Raw genomic sequence first — 16951 nt, forward strand, 5'->3', positions numbered from 1 at the left:
GGCCGGCCCGCACACCCCGGTCCGCCGAAGCGGTCCGCCCGGCACCGCCCGCTCCGCTGATCCCCTCGTCTGCCCGTCCTCCGAGCCGTACGCCAGGAGCCCCGTCATGCCGCACTTCGCCCCGCCGAAAGCTCCGGCGCATGTGCCGCCGTCCGACCGGGCGGACCCGTCCGGCGCGACCGCGACGTCCGGCCGGCCCGCGGCACTCGGCCCGGCGGACGTGTACGAGCGGACCGCGCCGTACGCTCTCGTACGTACGACCGTGCTCCCGTACCCTGCCGAGACCGCCTCCGCCGCCGAGGTGCGGACGCTGCTCGCCCGGCTCACCGCCCTTGCCGCCCAGGATGCCGCCCTGCGCACCGCCCTGTCCGACGACCTCTTCGCCGCGCGCGCCGGCCATGACGAGGAGTTCCACCGCCAGGTGGTCCTCCCCCTGCGCCGCGCCCTGTACAACGGTCGCGATCCACGCCCCGCGCTCCTCGGCCGGCTGGGTACTCTTCCCGAGCGGGTGCCGCGGCTCGCCGACTGGATCGCCCTGCGGGAGTTGCGCGCCCGGCTGCTCGGCGAACTCGGCGCCGCCGTCCCGCCCGCCCTGACCGCGGAGCGCACCGCGCTCGCCGCGCTCTGCCGCTCCCCCGCCTTCGCCCGGGCCATTGCCCTGACCAGCGCCGACCTGCTGCGCGCGGTCAGCAGGGCCGGCCGGGGCGAGACGGGGCGGCGGGCGCGCAAGGAGGAGCCCTCGGTCCTGCGGCACGCCCTGCGGGCGAGCACCAAGACCAGTCCGCTCTCATGGTTCACCGCCGTGGGGTGGGCCGCGGAGGCTGCGGTCGACACGGCCGACCCGACCGCTTGCGCGCCGGAGCGCGAGCCGGGGCCCAGCGCTCCGCTGACCTCCGTCGTCAGGGAGAACCGCACCCTCGTCGCCGCGCTCACCGCCGCCCTGCTCGACGATCCGCGCCGCCGCCGCGCCCTCCCCCACCGCATGACCAGCACCGCACGGGTGTCCGGCGGGCGGGCCCGCTTCGCCCGGGCGGAGGCGCTGTTCGCCGGCGGGCGGTACCTGGTCACCCGCGAGGACGAGGTCGAGGTGGCCGCCCGTCCGGCGCTGGACGCGCTGGCCGCCGCCCTCGCGGCCCGCCCGCTGCCGCTCGGCACACTGACCGCCCGGCTCGCGGCCGGCATGGGCCGGGCGGCGGACGACTCCGCCGTCGCGGGCTTCGTGGACCGGCTCGCCGACTCGGGTCTGCTCGTGCCCACGGAGCCCGTCGACCCCCAGCACCCCGCCCCGCTCCTCGGACTCGCCGAATGGCTGCAACAGTGGCCCGAGGACGCCGCCCTCGCCGACCGGCTCACACAACTTGGCTACCACATACGGAAGTTCGCCGATGCTCCGGCCGCCGAGCGCCCCGCCGCGCTCACCGGTCTGGCCGCCCGCTGGCACGAACTGCTCACCGACACCGGCCGACCCGTCCCGTCGGACTCGGCCCCGCTGACGGTCCTCACCGAGGACGTCGTCGCCCCCGTTCCTCTGTCCCCGCTCCGCCCGCCGACCCCACCGGGCAGGGGTGGTCGGGCCGCGGAACGACCATCCCAGGAACAGCCGTACACGGAAGTGCCGTACGCGGCAGTGCCGTACATGGACGAGCCACATGGGGAACTGCCCGCCGGATACGACCCGTTCCTCCCCGCTGATTACGTCGCGCTGACCGAACTCACCTCCCTGGCCGAGCTGTTCGACCTCGGACACGTGATGAGCCGGATCGCGCGGGACCGTTTCGTCGTCCGGTACGGGGAAGGTGGCGTCTGCCGCGATCCGTGGGACTTCGGCGCCGACACCGCCGCGGCCTGGGAGGAGGCCGGACGCCTCGTCGGCCGACCGTCCGACGACCCCGGACTGCCGGCCGGGCTGGTGGAACTCGCTCGTCTGCGTGAGGAGTTCACCGCGCTGGCACGAGAGGCCGCACAGGAGGCGGCGGGACCGGCCGGGGAGACGGCCGGCGAGATCGTCCTGCCGGCCGGTCCCGTCCGCGCTCTCGCCGCCCGCCTGCCAGGCTGGACGGCCGCCCGGCCTCTCAGTTACTCCCATTTCGTCCAACGCGGCGACGTCGGAGACCTGTTGTGCGTCAACCACATCTACGGCGGCTGGGGCCGGTTCACCAGCCGTTTCCTCGACGCCCTGCCCGCGAGCGCCGCGGCAGCGGTCGGCGACCGCGTCCGGCGCGGCCTCGGCGCGGGCGCGCGGGCGGCCCAGGTCCGGCCGGTGGGCGGGTTCAACGCCAACCTCCACCCATTGCTGCTCGCCGAGGAGATCGGGCCCGACCGCGGCCGGACCGCGCTCGCCGAGGCCGACCTCGATCTCGTCCACGACCCGGCCGCCGACCGGCTGCGGTTCCGGGTGCGCGCGACCGGGGAGCCGCTGGACGTGCTCTACCTGGGCTTCCTCGCCCCGATCATGCTTCCGCAACGGCTCGGCCCGTACCTGTCCGACCACCCCGCGGGCGTGGTGGACTTCCGCCCGCTGGTACCCCGGCAGGCCATGGCGGCGCCGGGCGGTCGGGTGGTCCGTACACCGCGGCTGCGCCACCGCCACCTGGTGCTGGCCCGACGCCGCTGGCACCTCGACCCGGGGGCGCTCGATGCGCTGCGTGCCGAACTCACCTCGGAGCAAAGGGAGGTACCCGCCGCCACGGTGGCCCGCTGGCGGGCCCTGCTCGGACTGCCCGAGCAACTCTTCCTGCATCCTGCTCCGCGCCCCCCGGCCGGGCGCGCGGTCGACGACTTCGTCGCGCGGCTGAACGCACCCAAGCCGCAGGCGCTCGACCTGGGCAACGCCCTGCATCTGCGGTGTCTGGCGAGCTGGCTGGCACGCCATCCCCACGGTGTCGTCCTGGAGGAGGCTCTGCCGGCGTTCGGCGGCAGGGACCGCCCCGCCCGTGCCGTCGAGTCCGTCGTCGAGACCTACCGACCGGCGCGCGACCGTACGGCCGACCCGGACGCCCCGCGGCCCGCCGCCCCGCCCGTACCCCGCCGAGGAGGCACCCGATGAACGCCCCGGACGGCCCCGCCCGCGCGGCGGCACCGCTGGACACGGCCGTGCCCGGCTCCGCCGCGGCCCTCGACGTCGTCCTCTACGACTACCGCGAGGACAAGGCCCCGCTGCTGCGCGAGGCGGTACTGCCGATGGCCCGCCGGGCCGCCGCCGACGGCCTGACCGCTCACGTCGAGCGCCACTGGCTGTACGGCCCGCACGTACGACTCCGGCTGCGCGGCGCCCCGGACCGGGTGGGCGCGGCGGCCGAACACACCGCTGCCACCCTGCGCGCGTGGGCGGCCGGCCGTCCCCCGGCCACGCACGCGACCGAGGAGGAACTCCTCGCCCTCGCGGCCGTGGCCGGCCGCGCCGAGCTGATCCCCCCGCCGTACGGACCGCTCGTACCGGACGGCACGGTTCGGGTCGAGCCGGTGGACCAGTCGTCCCTGCGGGCTCTGATCGGGCAGGACGGGGTCCGGCTCCGCGACGACCTGCTGGCGCTGGGGGTGCCCGCGCTCGACGCCGGGTGCGCGTTCCTGGGGGAGCACGGCGACCTGCCCGCCGCTCGGGTGCAGCTCACGGTCTCCGCGCTGGCCGCGCATGCCGCGGCGCACCCGGAGGGGCTGATCGGCGGCCACTACTCGTTCGTGTCGCACCTCGAGGACTTCCTCGTGTACGAGGACCCGGAGGGGCGGCTGAGGGCAGCTTTCGAACGCCGTTGGGAGGCGACGGGGCCGGCCGTCACCGCCCTTGTCGGACGGATCACGAGCGGCGGGGCGTCCGGGTGGGAGCGCACCTGGGCCGACTGGTCCGGCGAGGCGTGGCGCATCGCGGCGGAACGGTTCGCCGCCGGCGCGGACTTCGCCGGCGACCCACTGGAGTACCGGGACCGGGCGGCGGCGCTCGGCGACCGGACGGTGGCCGACCGCTGGAATCAGGACGTCCGCACGCGCTACAGCGAGTTCCACCGCCGGCTGCGCCGCTCGGACCCCCGGGGATCGATGTGGAGCCGGCCCGACTACCTGATCTACCGGGCCTGTACGAACGCGCTCTACCGGCTGTTCGCGATCTGCGACGTGCGGCCGGTGGAGCGGTACCTCGCCGCGCACCTGGTCGTGCGGACGGTGCCGGAACTCACCGGGCACACCTGGCAGGGCCGCATCGACGAGGTGATCGCGGCGGTGGAGGGCTCGTCATGACCCCGACTCCCGCCGCGACCCCGGCTCCCGCCGCCACGCCGGACGCGTCCCCGGCCTCCCCGGCTCGGACACCGGCCGGCGAGCCCGGGCCGCGGACCTCGAAAGACAGCGGCACATCGACGCCACCAGACCCAGAAGACACCGCCATGTCCGCGCCGCCGGACCCAGAAGACACCGCCATGTCCGCGCCGCCGGACCCAGAAGACAGCGGCACATTGACGCCACCGGACCCAGAAGACACCGCCATGTCCGCGCCACCGGACCCAGAAGACACCGCCATGTCCGCGCCACCGGACCCAGAAGACACCGCCATGTCCGCGCCACCGGACCCAGAAGACACCGCCGTGTCCGCGCCGCCGGTCCGAGAAGGCACCGCCGCGCCGGTCCCTTCGGCATCCGACTCCTCTTTCGGACCAGAGCCAACGCCGGGACGGGAGCCGCGGCTCCGGCTCCGGCCCGGTGTGGCCGTCACCCCGCTGCTCTCGGGTCTGCACCTGCGTGGCCGCGGAGCCGTCGTCACGTTGGAGGGCAGCCGCGCGCTGCCGACCCTGTGGCAACTGCTCTCGGACCGGCTCACCCCAGGCCGAGTCGTGGGGGACGCCGACGCGCGGGGTGCCGGGGACGGCCCGGCCGGCCCGCGGGTTGAGGTCGCGCTGGCCACGCTCACGGCCCGCTTGCGTGAGCACGACCTGCTGGTCGAGTCCCCGGACGGCGTCGAACTCCCGCCGTGGCCGGCGTCGTCGGCCGCGCGCCCGGCCGAGGCGGTCGAAGCGATCCGGCACGCGCGACCGGTGGTCGCCGTCCCGGATCCCGAGGCGCCGCTCGCCGCCTGCCTCGTACGCGCGCTGCGTCGCGCCGGCGCGAGGCCGCGGGTTGCCACCGACGCCCGGGTACCCGCCGGCCAGGCCGTCGTCACGGCCGACGCGCCGGCCGGAGCTGTGGCGCTGGCCGTTTCCTGTGACGGCGACGGGGGTTTCGTCACCGCTCCCGGGCCTCCGGACCGCGCCCGGTCCGACGCCGCGGCCATCGCCAGCCGCCTTGCCACCGACACACCGCCGGGGGTTGCGTCGGGGCCCGCCACCGAACGACCGGGAGGGGGCTCCCAGCTCGCCGCCGGACGGCCCGATGCGGTCGCCGGTTCTGCCGCCGCACCGACGGGGCCGGCGCCCTTGCGGGCCACTGGCGTTGTCGGGGAACCATCGCGGGCCACTGGCGTTGCCGGGGAACCATCGCAAGCCACTCGCGTTGCCGGGGAACCATCGCAAGCCACTCGCGTTGCCGGGGAACCATCGCAAGCCACTCGCGCCGCCAGGGAGCCATTGCGAGCCACTGGCGTTGCCGGGGAGCCGTTGCGGGTTCAGGCTGCGCTGCTCGCCGGTGCCGCAGCCGGGCGGCTGCTCGCGGCCGTGGCCGGTCTGCCCGACCCCGCCGCGGAGGAGGGCGCCCCCTCCGGCGCCGCGGCGGCCGGGCACCCGGCCGTCCTGGTCGCCCGGGCCGAGCCCCCTGAGGCGACGTACCACCCCTGGGCCGCGGCCCCGCGCGCATCCCGGCGCTCACCGGACGCCCCACCCGCACCGGACCTCGCGCAGGCCCTCGGCCGAGTCACGGCCATGGGCGATCCACGGCTCGGTGTGCTCGACGCGCCGCTTCCCGGTGACCTGCCGCAACTGCCCGCTTCGCTCGCATCCTGCCGGACCCCGTCCGGTCTGCTGGTCGCCGGCGCCGTACGGGCTGACCTGGCCCGGCTGGAAGCGGCCTGCCGCGCCGCCGAACTCGCCCTGTCCGACGGCCCCTCGGCCCCGGTCGTCGGAGCGAGCCCCGGCCACGCCCGCGGCCGGGCACTACGCCGTGCCGTGCTCGACCGCATCGGGCCGGCAACCGTCTCCACCGCCGCGGAGGGGGACCCGGGCGCGCCCGGCACAGGGGAGGAGGCCTGGGCCACGCACCCACAGGCCCGGCACTGGTGGACCGTCCTGACCCGGCGAATGGGCCGGTCCGCCCGGTTGACGGTCCGCCGACTCGGCTCCGGGGACGTACACGTGGCCGACATCCGGATCCGGCCGGCCTCGGCCCGTGCTGGAGCCGACCCCGGCACGGTGAGCCGCGCCGTCGAGGCCACCGCGGCCGACGCCGTAGCCCTCGCCGCGCTCGACGCGGTCACGCGCGCGATGGCGGCGGAGCACGTGCCGGGGCGCGCTCTGCACACCGCTCTCAGTGGCGCCGTGGCCCCACTCGCCACGGCCGGCGTCGAGCCGGCCGGCTGGGCGGAGGAAGGCTGGGCCGACACCTGGCTGGCCGGGATCTCCGCGCGGGAGCCGGCACTGCACTCCGCGCTGTACCGCCTGACGGGACTGCGCCCCACACCCTGGCGGCGCACCGGCCACCACCCCCTCGCAGACGCCCTGCGCGCGTCCGGATTCACGGTCCTGACCGGGTCGGGAGGCCCCCGCTGAACGCCGAAGACAAGGCCGAAGACAAGGCCGAAGGCAACGCCGAAGACAGCGCCGAAGACAGCGCCGAAGACAGCGCCGAAGACAGCGCCGAAGACAAGTACCCTCTCGTCCACCCCCTTCCCCTCTCCCTCGCCGACCCCGTCACCGCCCCCTCACCTGTCCCCGTACTCGATCCGGCGGCTGCGCTCGCGACCGTCGAGGGCACCGCTGTCGTGCGGCTGACCGCGTGGGACCTCGCACTGGCCGAGCGGCTCAGCCGGCACGCCCTGTCCCATCCCGTGCGGTTCGTGCCCGTGCGCGAGGACGGGGCGCTGACCGTGATCGGGCCCGTACTCCACCCCGGGGCGCGGGCCTGCGTCGGCTGTGCGGAGTACCAGCGACTGGCCACCGCGGGCGGCCGGGTGCCCTGGCAGAGCCCGCGGCTGGCGCTCGGCGGCACCGGGACACCACCGCTGGCCGAGGCGGCGCTCAGGCTCGCGGCGGACCTGCTGACGCCACCCCCCTCGCTCGGTCCGAGGCCGTCTGTCACCGCCCGGCACGACCCGCCCGCGGCCGGCCCACTCGAATCCGCCCCTGCCGCCGCCGTCTCCAACGCCGCCGCCAAAGCCACCACAACCGCCAAAGCCACCACAGCTGCCAAAGCCACCGCAGCCATGGAAGCCGCCGAAGCCACGACAGCTACCGAAGCCGTAGAAGCCGCCGGATCCGGCGAATGCAGCGAATCCACCAAGGCCACCCCAGCCACCCCAGCCACCCCAGCCACCCCAGCCACCCCAGCCGCCGGCATGGTCGCTTCCGGCGTCCTGGGCCCAGTGCCCGTCGACGACCGGGCCCTGGTCCACATCCTTCAGGGCGACCGGTACACCTGGTCCACGCACCGGATCCGGCCGGTCGGCGGCTGTCCCGTCTGCCGGCCGTTGATGGACGACTCGCCTTCCGGTGCCCGGTTGCCTGACGAGCCCCGGCCGCTGCCCGACCCGTCGGTGCTGCGCGGCCCCAACGCCCGTACCACGCCCGCTCATCTGCGGGCGGAGCTGCACGACGAACGGTTCGGGCCGGTGCGTCGGCTCTTCCGGACCGAGGACTCCGCGTTCGCGCTGACCACCGCCTGGGTGACGGACGGCCGCTCCCTCGACGACGGCGGCTACGGCCGTTCGGGAGACTTCCGGTCCAGCGAGCGCATCGCCCTCTTCGAGAGCGTGGAGCGGCTCGCCGGGATGCGGCCCACCGGTCGCCGTACCGTCGTGCGCGCCTCGTACGCCGGTCTCGTCGCCGCGGGCGAACACGCCGTACTCGACCCCGTCCGGCTCGGCCTGCCGGATCCCGAGTTCGACGGGCACCCCGCCCGGCGGACCGTCCCGTACTCCCCGGACCTCCCGCTCGACTGGGTCTACGGCTGGTCGCTCACCGAGCGCCGTGCGCTGGCGGTGCCCGAGCACGTGGCGTACTGGGACGTACCGGGGCCGGACCGGCCGCGGGTGGTGTACGAGTCGTCGAACGGCTGTGGACTGGGCAACAGCCCCCAAGAGGCGGTGCTGTACGGGCTGTTCGAGGTCGCCGAGCGCGACGCCTTCCTCATGGCCTGGTACGCGCGCACCCCGCTGCCCCGGATCACCGTCCCCGAAGACGACCCGGAGGTCACCGCCCTGGCCGACCGCGCCGCGCTGCTGCGCTACCGGCTGACCCTGCTGGACGCCACGAACGACCTGGGTGTGCCGGCCGTGATCTCCCTCTGCCGCTACGAGGGCACGCACCCCGACGCGCCCCGCGCGTTCCTGGCCGCCGGTGCCCATCACGATCCCCGGGTGGCGATCCGCTCGGCGGTGGCCGAAGTGGTCACCAACGTCCAGGAGGCCGCCCGCCGTTCGGGCCCGGGCGGCCCCCGCGACACTGAACGGCTGCGCCCGATGGTGGAGCACCCCGAGCTGGTGCTGGACCTGGACGACCACGTCGGACTCAACACCCTGCCGGAGGCGCAGCCGCGCCTGGAGTTCCTGTTCGCCGACACCGCCGAGGCGCCGTGGTACGAGCGGTGGCCGGCGGCACCCGAGCCGGTGGCCGACCTGACGCCGCTGCTGGAGCGGACCGTGGCACGGCTCGCCGGCCAGAACCTGGAGGTCGTCGCGGTGACGCAGGACGAGCCGGGCGTGCGGGACCGGCTGGGCCTGCACTGCGCCAAGGTGATCGTCCCCGGCACGCTTCCGATGACCTTCGGACACGTCAACCGCCGCACGGCGGGACTGGCTCGGCTGCTGGAGGTGCCGTACCGGCTGGGTCGTACCGCCCGGCCGCCACGGCGCGACGAACTGCCCCTCGACCCCCACCCCTTCCCGTGAGGACGCGATGACGACCGCCCGCCCCCGTCCCCGCCCGGCCGCGTCCGAGGCCATGTCCGAGGGCCACCCCGGACACCCCTGGCACAGCCTGCACCTCGCCCTGCACACCGGCGGCGCGCAGACGGACGCGTTCGTCACCGACGACCTGGCCCCGCTCATGGACGGCCTGACGGCCGGCCCGGACGCAGCGTGGTTCTTCATCCGCTACGGCGAGGGTGGCCCCCATCTGCGGATCCGCTTCCGGGGCCCGCTGTCCGCCGGCACCGCTGCGGAACTGCCGGCCGTCCTCGGGGAGTTGGCGGCCGCCCGGCCCGCGGAGTTCACCGGCCCCTGGCCGTCCCGGCACGGCGAGGTGCGCGAGGTGCCGTACGTACCCGAGACCGAGCGGTACGGCGGCCCCGCCGCGCTGCCCCTCGCCGAGGAGGTGTTCGCCCACTCCACCCGCGCGGTCGTGGAGGCGCTGCGCGCGACCCCGGACCGCGCCGCCCGGCTTCCGCTCGCCCTCGACCTCGCTCACGCCACCGCCCACGCGCTCGGCCTGGAGGAACTGGAGGCCTCGGGCTGGCTGCGCCGGCACGCCGCGTCCTGGCGATGGATCACCGAGCTGGAACCCCTGCCCGGGGCCGCCGTCCACTCCCGTGTGAACTCGGTGTTCGCCCTGCAGCGGCCGGGGCTGGTCCGGCGCGCCCGGGTGCTGCGCGCCGCTCTCGACGCGGGCACCGCCGCGCCCTGGCTGGCCGAGTGGGCGCGCGCGGTCGGCGCCGCTGACGTCCGGTTGCGCGAGGCCGTGCCCGCGGAGGAGGCCGCCCGGCGCGTGCCCTGGGTGTGGGCCTCCCAGTTGCACATGCTGTTCAACCGGCTGGGCGTGACGCCGGACGAGGAGCGGGCCGTCTGCCGCCTCGCGGCCCGCACGCTGCTGGAGACCGAGGACGACCCGGGGTTCTTCCCCGCCGGGCACCGTGCGGCGGACTACCAGTACCTGGAGCGCAGCAAGTTCCGGATCGGCCGGTCCGAGGACACCGCGCTGCGCGACCTGCCCCTGTCGCAGGCCCCCTCTGCGGCCCGGCTCGCGGCCGAACTTCCCCTGCCCGCGGATCCGTTGCCACAGCTGGCGCTCGCCGACGCGCTGCACCGGCGCAGCTCGGTGCGCGGGCCGCTGTACGGTCCGCTGGACGCGGGGACCCTGGGCGGGGTGCTGTGGTCCGCGTACGCCGAGAGTCACGCGACCCGGCAGCCCCTCGCGGACGGCACCGTACGCACCTTCCGGCACCGCCCGTATCCGAGCGCCGGTGCCCTGTACAGCGTGCGCGTGCGGCTGGTGGCTCTGGACGTCGCGGGGCTGGCCGCGGGCACGTACCACTGCGTGCCGGAGCGCCGCGCCCTGCTCCCCATCGGCCCGGCGCCGACCGTCGCCGCGCTCAAGGCGCTGTCCTCGTACCTCTCCCGGCCGGCGGACGACCCGGATGCGGTGGGCATCGACGAAGCCCCGGCGGTGCTCGCGGTCCACCTCGACCTCGGCCTGCTGCGCCGCCGTTACGGCCTGCGGGCGCTGCGGCTGGGCCTGTTGGAGGCCGGCCACCTCGCGCAGACGCTGCTGCTCACCTCAGCGGCGTTCGGCCTGGCCACCCTCCCGCTCGGCGGCCTCCACGACGACCTGGCCCACGAACTCCTCGGCCTCGACGACCTGGACGAGCCGGTCCAGTACCTCCTCCCGCTGGGCCGGTCCGCCCCGCCCCGCTAGGCCCGTCCGTACGGCGAGTGGCTGCTCGTCATCACAGCGGTCACCTGCGCCGTCGTCGCCCTGCTCACCGCGTGGACGGGCCAGCCGTGGCCGCTCGTGCCCGCGGTCTGCGGGACCGTCGTCGCGGGTACGGGGTGGCTTCTCCACCGGGACCAGCGGCGCCGGGCCGACCGGTGGAAGTGGAGCACGCGCTGGGCCCGGTCAGCCGATCGTGACGACGCGTGCCCAGGACGGCGGTGAGTTCGGGACGTAGTCGGGGTCCTCCTCGTCCACCGCCTCGGCCGGCCGGGGGAAGAGTCCGACGACGGTGCGGCAGGGCGGCTGGGCGGAGGGCCACGGTGTCTGGCCGTCCGTGAGGGCGACGATCACGTCCGGGCGCGGCCGGGAGCGGAGTGCCCTGGTGAAGCCGGAGCGCAGATCGGTTCCCCCGCCGCCGATCAGCTCCATGTGCTCGGCGCGGCAGAGCGGGACGGCGATCCCGGCCGCGGCGTCGCAGGAGATCACCGAGACCAGGTCGCGCCGCCCGCCCACCGCCCGTGAGATCGCCGCCACCTCCAGCAGCGCGCTGCCCAGCTCGGCGTCGCTCACGGACCCAGAGGTGTCGATCACGACGCAGACCCGGGGCGGCGTACGGCGCAGACTGGGCAGCAGTACGCCGGGGACGCCGGCCGAGCGGCGGGACGGACGCCGGTAGCTGTGGTCCTGCCCCGCCCCTGGCCCGGCCGCCGCCGAGCGGACGGCCGCGCCCAGCAACTGCCGCCAGGGCTGCGGTGGATGGAACGCCTCGTCCGCCCATCGGCGCCATCCCTCCGGCGCGTTGCCCGGCCGGCCCTTGATGCCCTCGGCGACCCGGAAGCGCACCGCGTCCCGCTGCTGCCTGCTCAGCCCGTGTGCCCCGTCGGGCCCCAGCTCCCAGGGCCGTGCCTGCCCGTCGGCACCGCTGCCGCAGTCCAGCCAGGCCAGGCCGGCGGCGAGGCCGGACATCGACGCCGTCCGCAGGTACTCCTCCATCAGCAGGCCTTCGGGGAGCCGCAACAGCGACGGGCGTACCGCGCCGCTGGGTTGGGGCAGTCCCTCGCCGTAGATGTCGTCGTTGATCTCGAAGTCGGCGGCGATGTTCCGTCGCAGCCGCTCGCCCGGCCCGTGCTCCTGGTGCTCCCGCGCGTACCGCTCGCCCCGTCCGTGATGGTCGCGGAGCAGGTGGGAGACCTCGTGCACCCACACACCCGCCAGTTCCTCGACCGGGGTGCGCGCCACGAAGCCCGGCGAGACGTAGCAGCGCCAGTACGCGTCGACCGCCATCGTCGGCACCGATCGGTCCTCCATCACATGCAGCGCGAAGAGCGCGGCGGCCAGGTACGGACGCACCCGCACCGCGTGCAGCCGGGCGGCCAGCAACTTCTCCGTGTCCAGCGGGAGTCCGGGCCGGTCGCGGTCCGGACTCCCGCTGGAGCCGGCCGGCGGGCCGGGTACGGCGACCCGCACGGGACGGGGCGGCGCGGGCCGCGGCATGGGATACGGCCGCGGCATCGGGTTCGGCCGCGGTACGGGGCGGGGCGGGGCGCCCGGCAGCGGGCGCCGGCCCTCAGCGACCCCCGTCATCGGCCCGTCCCCGTCCCTGTCCCCGTTCCGTCGGCGTGGGCCGCCGCGCGTCCCACCGACTCCTCCGCCCGGCGGGCGACGCCGATCACCCCGGCCAGTCGCTCCACCGCTGCCGGCACCTCCCAGTCGTCGCGCCGCAGCGCGGCCAGCGCCGTCGCCGGGGCGACCAGCAGGTCCGCGGCACCGGTCTCCAGCGCCCGCACCAGCACCGCCCAGCCCGCCTCCCACCGTTCCCGCCCGGGCCGTGCGCCGACGGCGGCGACCACCGCCTCCAGCGCGGCCTGGCGCAGGTCGCCCCGCACCGGCAGCTCGGCGGAGGCGGGATCGGCCAGCAGCGTCTCCGGGTCCGGCAGGTCCATGCGGTCGAGATGGGCGAGGAGTTCCAGCCCGGGTCCGTCGCCCACCGCGCCCCGCACCAGCAGGGCCAGTACCTCCCGGGAGACGGAGGCCGCCGTGCCGAAGGCCAGCAGTGTCAGTGCGGCTTCCCAGCTGCGGGGCGAGGGCCAGGCGCCACCGCGCCGCGTCTCGGTGGTCGGCAGCCGGTGGATCAACGTCGGCCGGGCTTCCAGGAAGCCGCAGACGGCGCGCCGGGCGAGGGTGACCGCGTCGCACAGCCGTTCCGGCTCCAGCCGCGGCAGCTCCGCTCGTGGCCAGACGCCGCCCAGCCCGCGGACGACCACTTCCCGGTCGTGCACCCAGTGCAGGTGCACGAACCGGTTGGCCAGCGGCGGGCTCAGCTCCCAGCCGTCCGCCGCCGAGGCGCGCGGGTTGGCGGCGGCCACGATCCTTACGCCCGGCGGCAGTTGCAGCGTGCCGACCTTCCGCTCGAGGACGACCCGGAGCAGGGCGGCCTGGACGGCGGGGGTGGCGGTGGAGAGTTCGTCCAGGAAGAGCAGTCCCCGCCCGGCCCGCACCAGTTCCACGGCCCACTGCGGCGGTGCCATCGGCACACCCCGCACCGCCGGGTCGTCGCCCACGATGGGCAGTCCGGAGAAGTCGGACGGCTCGTGGACGCTGGCGATCACCGTGGTCAGCGGCAGGTCCAGGGACGTGGCGAGCTGGGTCAGGGCCGCGGTCTTGCCGATGCCCGGTTCGCCCCAGAGCAGCACGGGCAGGTCGGCGGCGACGGCCAGGGTGAGCGCTTCGAGCTGCTCGTCGGCGCGCGGCTCGGTGCTGGTCGTGCGCAGGAGGGTCAGGAGGCTGTCGGCGACGGCCAGTTGGGCGCCGGTGCCGGAGAGGCCGACGGGGGTGGTGGCGTCCGCGTGGGATCCCGAGTCGGTTACGAGGGTGGGTGCGGGTACGTCGGCGTTCGTGGGCGGGGTGCGCAGGAGGGTGCTGGAAGTCATGGGCATCACCTGGGGTGGGACGAGGGAACGGGAGGGGTCCGTCCGGATGGCTCGAGGGCGTGTGACGTGGAACTCGGGGCGATGACCGGGCACTTACGTGGACCGGGGTGGGCTGGTCGGGTACCGGCGCGGCACTTGGCGGGGGCCCGGTGCCGGTGCGGCGGGCTTTGTGAGGCAGCGGCGCTGAACCCGCCGCTGGTGCGGTGGTCGGCCGGTCAGCGCATCAGGCCTGTGCGCGGCCGGGCCCGGCTGCTGCTCTTGCGGCGCATCGCATGGGGCAGGCGCCGGTCGGGCCGGGGGCGGTGGCTCGCGTCCGGGTACTCCGCGCCCGAGGCGTTGCCGCCTCCTGTGCCGCCCGCCGCAGGGTGGTCCATGACGAGTCCTGAGCGGAACAGGCCGTGGTCGATGCGGCGGTCCGCGGCCGACTCAAGTTCCCGCCGCAGCGGCCCGTCGGAGAGGACGGCGTCGGGGCCGAGCAGGCCCTCGACCACGGCCAGCGCCCCGGCGACGTCCCCGTGACGGAGCCGCTCCCGCACGCCTGGCAGGGCCTCGGGGCTGCGGTGCACCGTGTCGATCGCCCGTAGGCAGGGCAGCGCCGGTCCGCCGAGCGCCACCAGCAGTTCCTCCCGGCGCAGTTGGGAAGGGTCGTGGTCGACCGCCGTCAGCATGCCGTCGCGCAGCGCGATCCGGTGGATCTCGCCCCGGCACCGCACCTGGTGCGGATCGTCGGGCGCGGAAGCGGGGCCGGCCGGTTCGGGCGTGCCCAGGGCCGCGGCGACCAGCGGATGCAGCCGATCGGCCGTGACGAGTCCGGCTCCGAGCAGTTCCAGGTCCGGAAGGACCCGGGTCGCCGTTTCCGGCAGCAGCGGGAGGGCCGCGATCCGCTGCCGTGGCAGTGGCTCCCGCAGCGGCCGGAGTGTGGGCGCATGGCTGTCGTCGGGGGCGACCAGCTCGAGCACGGCTCGGCTCCGCGCGCCGAGCCGCACGGTGAAGGCGCCGCGAGTGCGTCCTGCGTCCCGCAACAGCAACTCCGCCTCGGCGGCCCACCGTGCCACGGCCCACGATGCGCCGCCGGCCGGGAGATCCGGCAGGAGTGCCGGACTGCCGGTCCCGGACGACGGGAGGGTCAGCACCCCGGGCGGTGCTCCCGGCGCCACGCTCCGCCGTACGAGTTCGCCGCTGCGTCCCGCGTCCCAGAGGTGGCGGTGCAGGTCGAGCCGGTAGCGCCGGTCGGGATGGGGGTGCGGGTGGTGTCCGCGGGTGCCGGATCCGGGCCCCTCCCACAGGGTCAGGGACATCCGCTGACCGGCGTCGGCCCAGGCCGGCGGTGTGCGCACGACCAAGTGGAGCGGCGTGGTGTCCGGGCTGCGATAGCGGGCCAGGCTGAGGGTGAGACCGGGCCGGAGCCGCCCGTCGGGAGCGATCCGGGGCATGTGCCAGCGCAGCAGATCCGGAGCCAGCCGGCGCAGGTCCGAGCGGAGGCTGGTGGCGATGTCGGTGCCGTGACGGTTGCGCACGGCGCGTGGATCGAGGTCGACGTCGATGCGGGCGGCGGCACAGGCCCCGGACCAGTCGCCGACGGCACGGCGCGCGGTCGCTGTCTCGATCATGGACGGTGGCACGGCGTACTCGCGCACGCGTTGCCACATCAACAGGTGGGACGGGATGTCGTTCGTGAAGTGATGTGCCATCAGCACTCACCTTGCGCGAACGATTCCCCCAATCCGTGAAGGGAGGAGTTCTTCATCCCGCGCATCGTAACCACGCTCCGGGGGTCTTGTCGTCGGATTTTCCGTCGCACGTCTCGGTCCTTCCGTGTCGGCCGTGTCGGCCCGGCTCAGACGGGGCTCAGCGGGTGTTCCGCCGTGGCGGAACGGGGTGGCCAGGCTTGGGGGGAAAGGATGCCGAGGACGTACGCGCGGGCGACGAGGGCCGGGCGGGTGGCGGCGTCGAGCAGGTCGCGCAGGCGGCTGAGGTGGTAGTCGACCGTCTGCCGTGAGAGGTGCAGGGCCGCGGCGATTTCCGCGTTGTTGTGCCCGGCGGCGAGCAGGGCGAGGATGCGCACCTGGGCGGCCGTCAGGGGTGGCTGCGGCTCGTGGCGCAGTCCGGCATGGGTGACGACGGCCCACACCCCGGCCACACGTTCCACGGCGCAGGGCACGGCGCTCAGGTGGAGTTGCACGCGGCGCTGCCGGCTGTCCGCGTCGACCAGGACCGCGGCGGCACGGGCGCTCCTGCGCCGGCCGCCTATGAGGTCCGCCCAGGTCCGGTGCAGGGCCGTCCGTTCGGGGGTCCTGGCGAGCAGGGTGTCGGCGGGCAGCCCGATGAGGTCGGAGAGGCGGGCGTGCAGCAGTTCGGCCACGGCGGTGCCGGCTTCCGCCACCAGACCGTCCGCGGTCAGGCGGACGCAGGGCAGGCCGCTGTGGTCGCGCAGGATTCGCAAGTCCTCCTCGGCACGCCGGCGTTGGTCCAGGACCCGGGTGTAGTCGGTGACGTCGACGTAGATGCCGGCCACACAGCGGTGGCCGCCCCAGTGGACGGGGAAGCGGTATCCCGCGGCTTGCCCGGTGGTTCCGTCGGGGCGGCGGTAGGTGAGGGTGTGCCGTACGGACCTGCGGCCGGCCAGCACCTCTTGGTCGAGGGCGAGGAACCGCTTGACGTCGGCGGGTTCGTCGACGTCGGCGAGGTGGCGGCCGATCACGGCGTCGCGGGTGGTGCCGTACAGGTGGGCGTACGCGTGGTTGGCCCATACGTAGCGGCCGGTCGCGTCGCGCACGAAGGCTGCGGCCGGGGTGAGGTCGGCGAAGGCGGCGTAAGGATTCTCCTCGGTACGGACGCCGACTTCGACGGCCACTCCCCTGCTGCCGTGCCGGTCGGGGCTGCCGTGGTGTGCGGGCCAGTTGACGTCGAAGGTACGGCCTTCGAAGCATGCCTGGTACGGGCCGGCGCCGTGGTGGTCGGCGCAGAGGGCCTCCAGGAAGCGGCGGGCGGTCCGTTCGTCGCCGAAGGCGCCGCCTCCGCTGTCGACCACTCTCAGCCCGCCGTCGGCCTCCCACCAGGACACCGGAAGGGGCGCGAGCAGCGTCTTGAAATCGGCCTCGTCCACGGCCCAACTCCTTCAATTGTCCACTACATCACTTTGAGTGACACCACATGCGTATCCCGTAGCGCAGCAGACATGCGGAACGACAGGTGCCGGCTCCCGTGGACCGGGCGATCGCTAGCGCATCACCGGGCAGTCAC

At 75.4% G+C, this 16951-nt stretch carries 9 protein-coding genes; 5 read left to right on the top strand and 4 right to left on the bottom strand.

Features of this window, described 5'->3' with window-relative positions; translation table 11 throughout:
• The first annotated feature begins 106 nt into the window (after positions 1-106).
• The 5 genes from JK359_RS17585 to JK359_RS17605 all read left to right on the top strand — a co-directional run bounded on the left by JK359_RS17585 (position 107) and on the right by JK359_RS17605 (position 10760).
• On the top strand, positions 107-3046 hold the full coding sequence (locus JK359_RS17585) for a lantibiotic dehydratase (protein WP_201836585.1): 2940 nt from the start codon (positions 107-109) through the stop codon (positions 3044-3046).
• Positions 3043-4230: a lantibiotic dehydratase C-terminal domain-containing protein gene (locus JK359_RS17590; RefSeq protein ID WP_201836586.1), complete on the top strand. Its 1188-nt coding sequence runs from the start codon at positions 3043-3045 to the stop codon at positions 4228-4230. The genes JK359_RS17585 and JK359_RS17590 overlap by 4 nt, the downstream gene beginning before the upstream one ends.
• 1349 nt (positions 4231-5579) lie before the next feature.
• A complete protein-coding gene (locus tag JK359_RS17595) occupies positions 5580-6683 on the top strand; it encodes a hypothetical protein (protein WP_201836588.1) in 1104 nt (367 codons plus the stop codon).
• A 212-nt stretch (positions 6684-6895) separates the two neighbouring features.
• A complete protein-coding gene (locus JK359_RS17600; protein WP_307788157.1) occupies positions 6896-9019 on the top strand; it encodes a YcaO-like family protein in 2124 nt (707 codons plus the stop codon).
• 7 nt (positions 9020-9026) lie between these two features.
• Positions 9027-10760: a thiopeptide-type bacteriocin biosynthesis protein gene (locus tag JK359_RS17605; RefSeq protein ID WP_236677975.1), complete on the top strand. Its 1734-nt coding sequence runs from the start codon at positions 9027-9029 to the stop codon at positions 10758-10760.
• Between the two features lie 201 nt (positions 10761-10961).
• On the opposite strand, the gene JK359_RS17610 is transcribed toward JK359_RS17605, so the two are convergent.
• The 4 genes from JK359_RS17610 to JK359_RS17625 form a co-directional block, all read right to left on the bottom strand.
• The gene (locus JK359_RS17610) at positions 10962-12272 is read right to left on the bottom strand and encodes a vWA domain-containing protein (RefSeq protein WP_372445421.1); all 1311 of its coding nucleotides are present in this window, start codon (positions 12270-12272) and stop codon (positions 10962-10964) included.
• An 86-nt stretch (positions 12273-12358) separates the two neighbouring features.
• Positions 12359-13708 (bottom strand): AAA family ATPase, encoded by a 1350-nt coding sequence (locus JK359_RS17615; RefSeq protein WP_236677977.1) that lies wholly within the window; start codon positions 13706-13708, stop codon positions 12359-12361.
• Between the two features lie 215 nt (positions 13709-13923).
• Positions 13924-15399 (bottom strand): hypothetical protein, encoded by a 1476-nt coding sequence (locus JK359_RS17620; protein ID WP_201836589.1) that lies wholly within the window; start codon positions 15397-15399, stop codon positions 13924-13926.
• 146 nt (positions 15400-15545) lie between these two features.
• Positions 15546-16814 (bottom strand): PAS domain-containing protein, encoded by a 1269-nt coding sequence (locus tag JK359_RS17625; protein ID WP_201836591.1) that lies wholly within the window; start codon positions 16812-16814, stop codon positions 15546-15548.
• Between the last annotated feature and the right edge of the window lie 137 nt (positions 16815-16951).

This window comes from Streptomyces actinomycinicus, from assembly GCF_016741775.1.
In the GTDB taxonomy this organism is placed as follows: domain Bacteria; phylum Actinomycetota; class Actinomycetes; order Streptomycetales; family Streptomycetaceae; genus Streptomyces; species Streptomyces actinomycinicus.

Bases quoted from the DNA above. Each gene is read 5' to 3' on its own strand.
- JK359_RS17585 (WP_201836585.1), top strand. From the start codon at position 107: ATGCCGCACTTCGCCCCGCCGAAAGCTCCGGCGCATGTGCCGCCGTCC.
- JK359_RS17590 (WP_201836586.1), top strand. From the start codon at position 3,043: ATGAACGCCCCGGACGGCCCCGCCCGCGCGGCGGCACCGCTGGACACG.
- JK359_RS17605 (WP_236677975.1), top strand. From the start codon at position 9,027: ATGACGACCGCCCGCCCCCGTCCCCGCCCGGCCGCGTCCGAGGCCATG.
- JK359_RS17610 (WP_372445421.1), bottom strand. From the start codon at position 12,272: ATGCCGCGGCCCGCGCCGCCCCGTCCCGTGCGGGTCGCCGTACCCGGC.
- JK359_RS17615 (WP_236677977.1), bottom strand. From the start codon at position 13,708: ATGACTTCCAGCACCCTCCTGCGCACCCCGCCCACGAACGCCGACGTA.
- JK359_RS17620 (WP_201836589.1), bottom strand. From the start codon at position 15,399: ATGGCACATCACTTCACGAACGACATCCCGTCCCACCTGTTGATGTGG.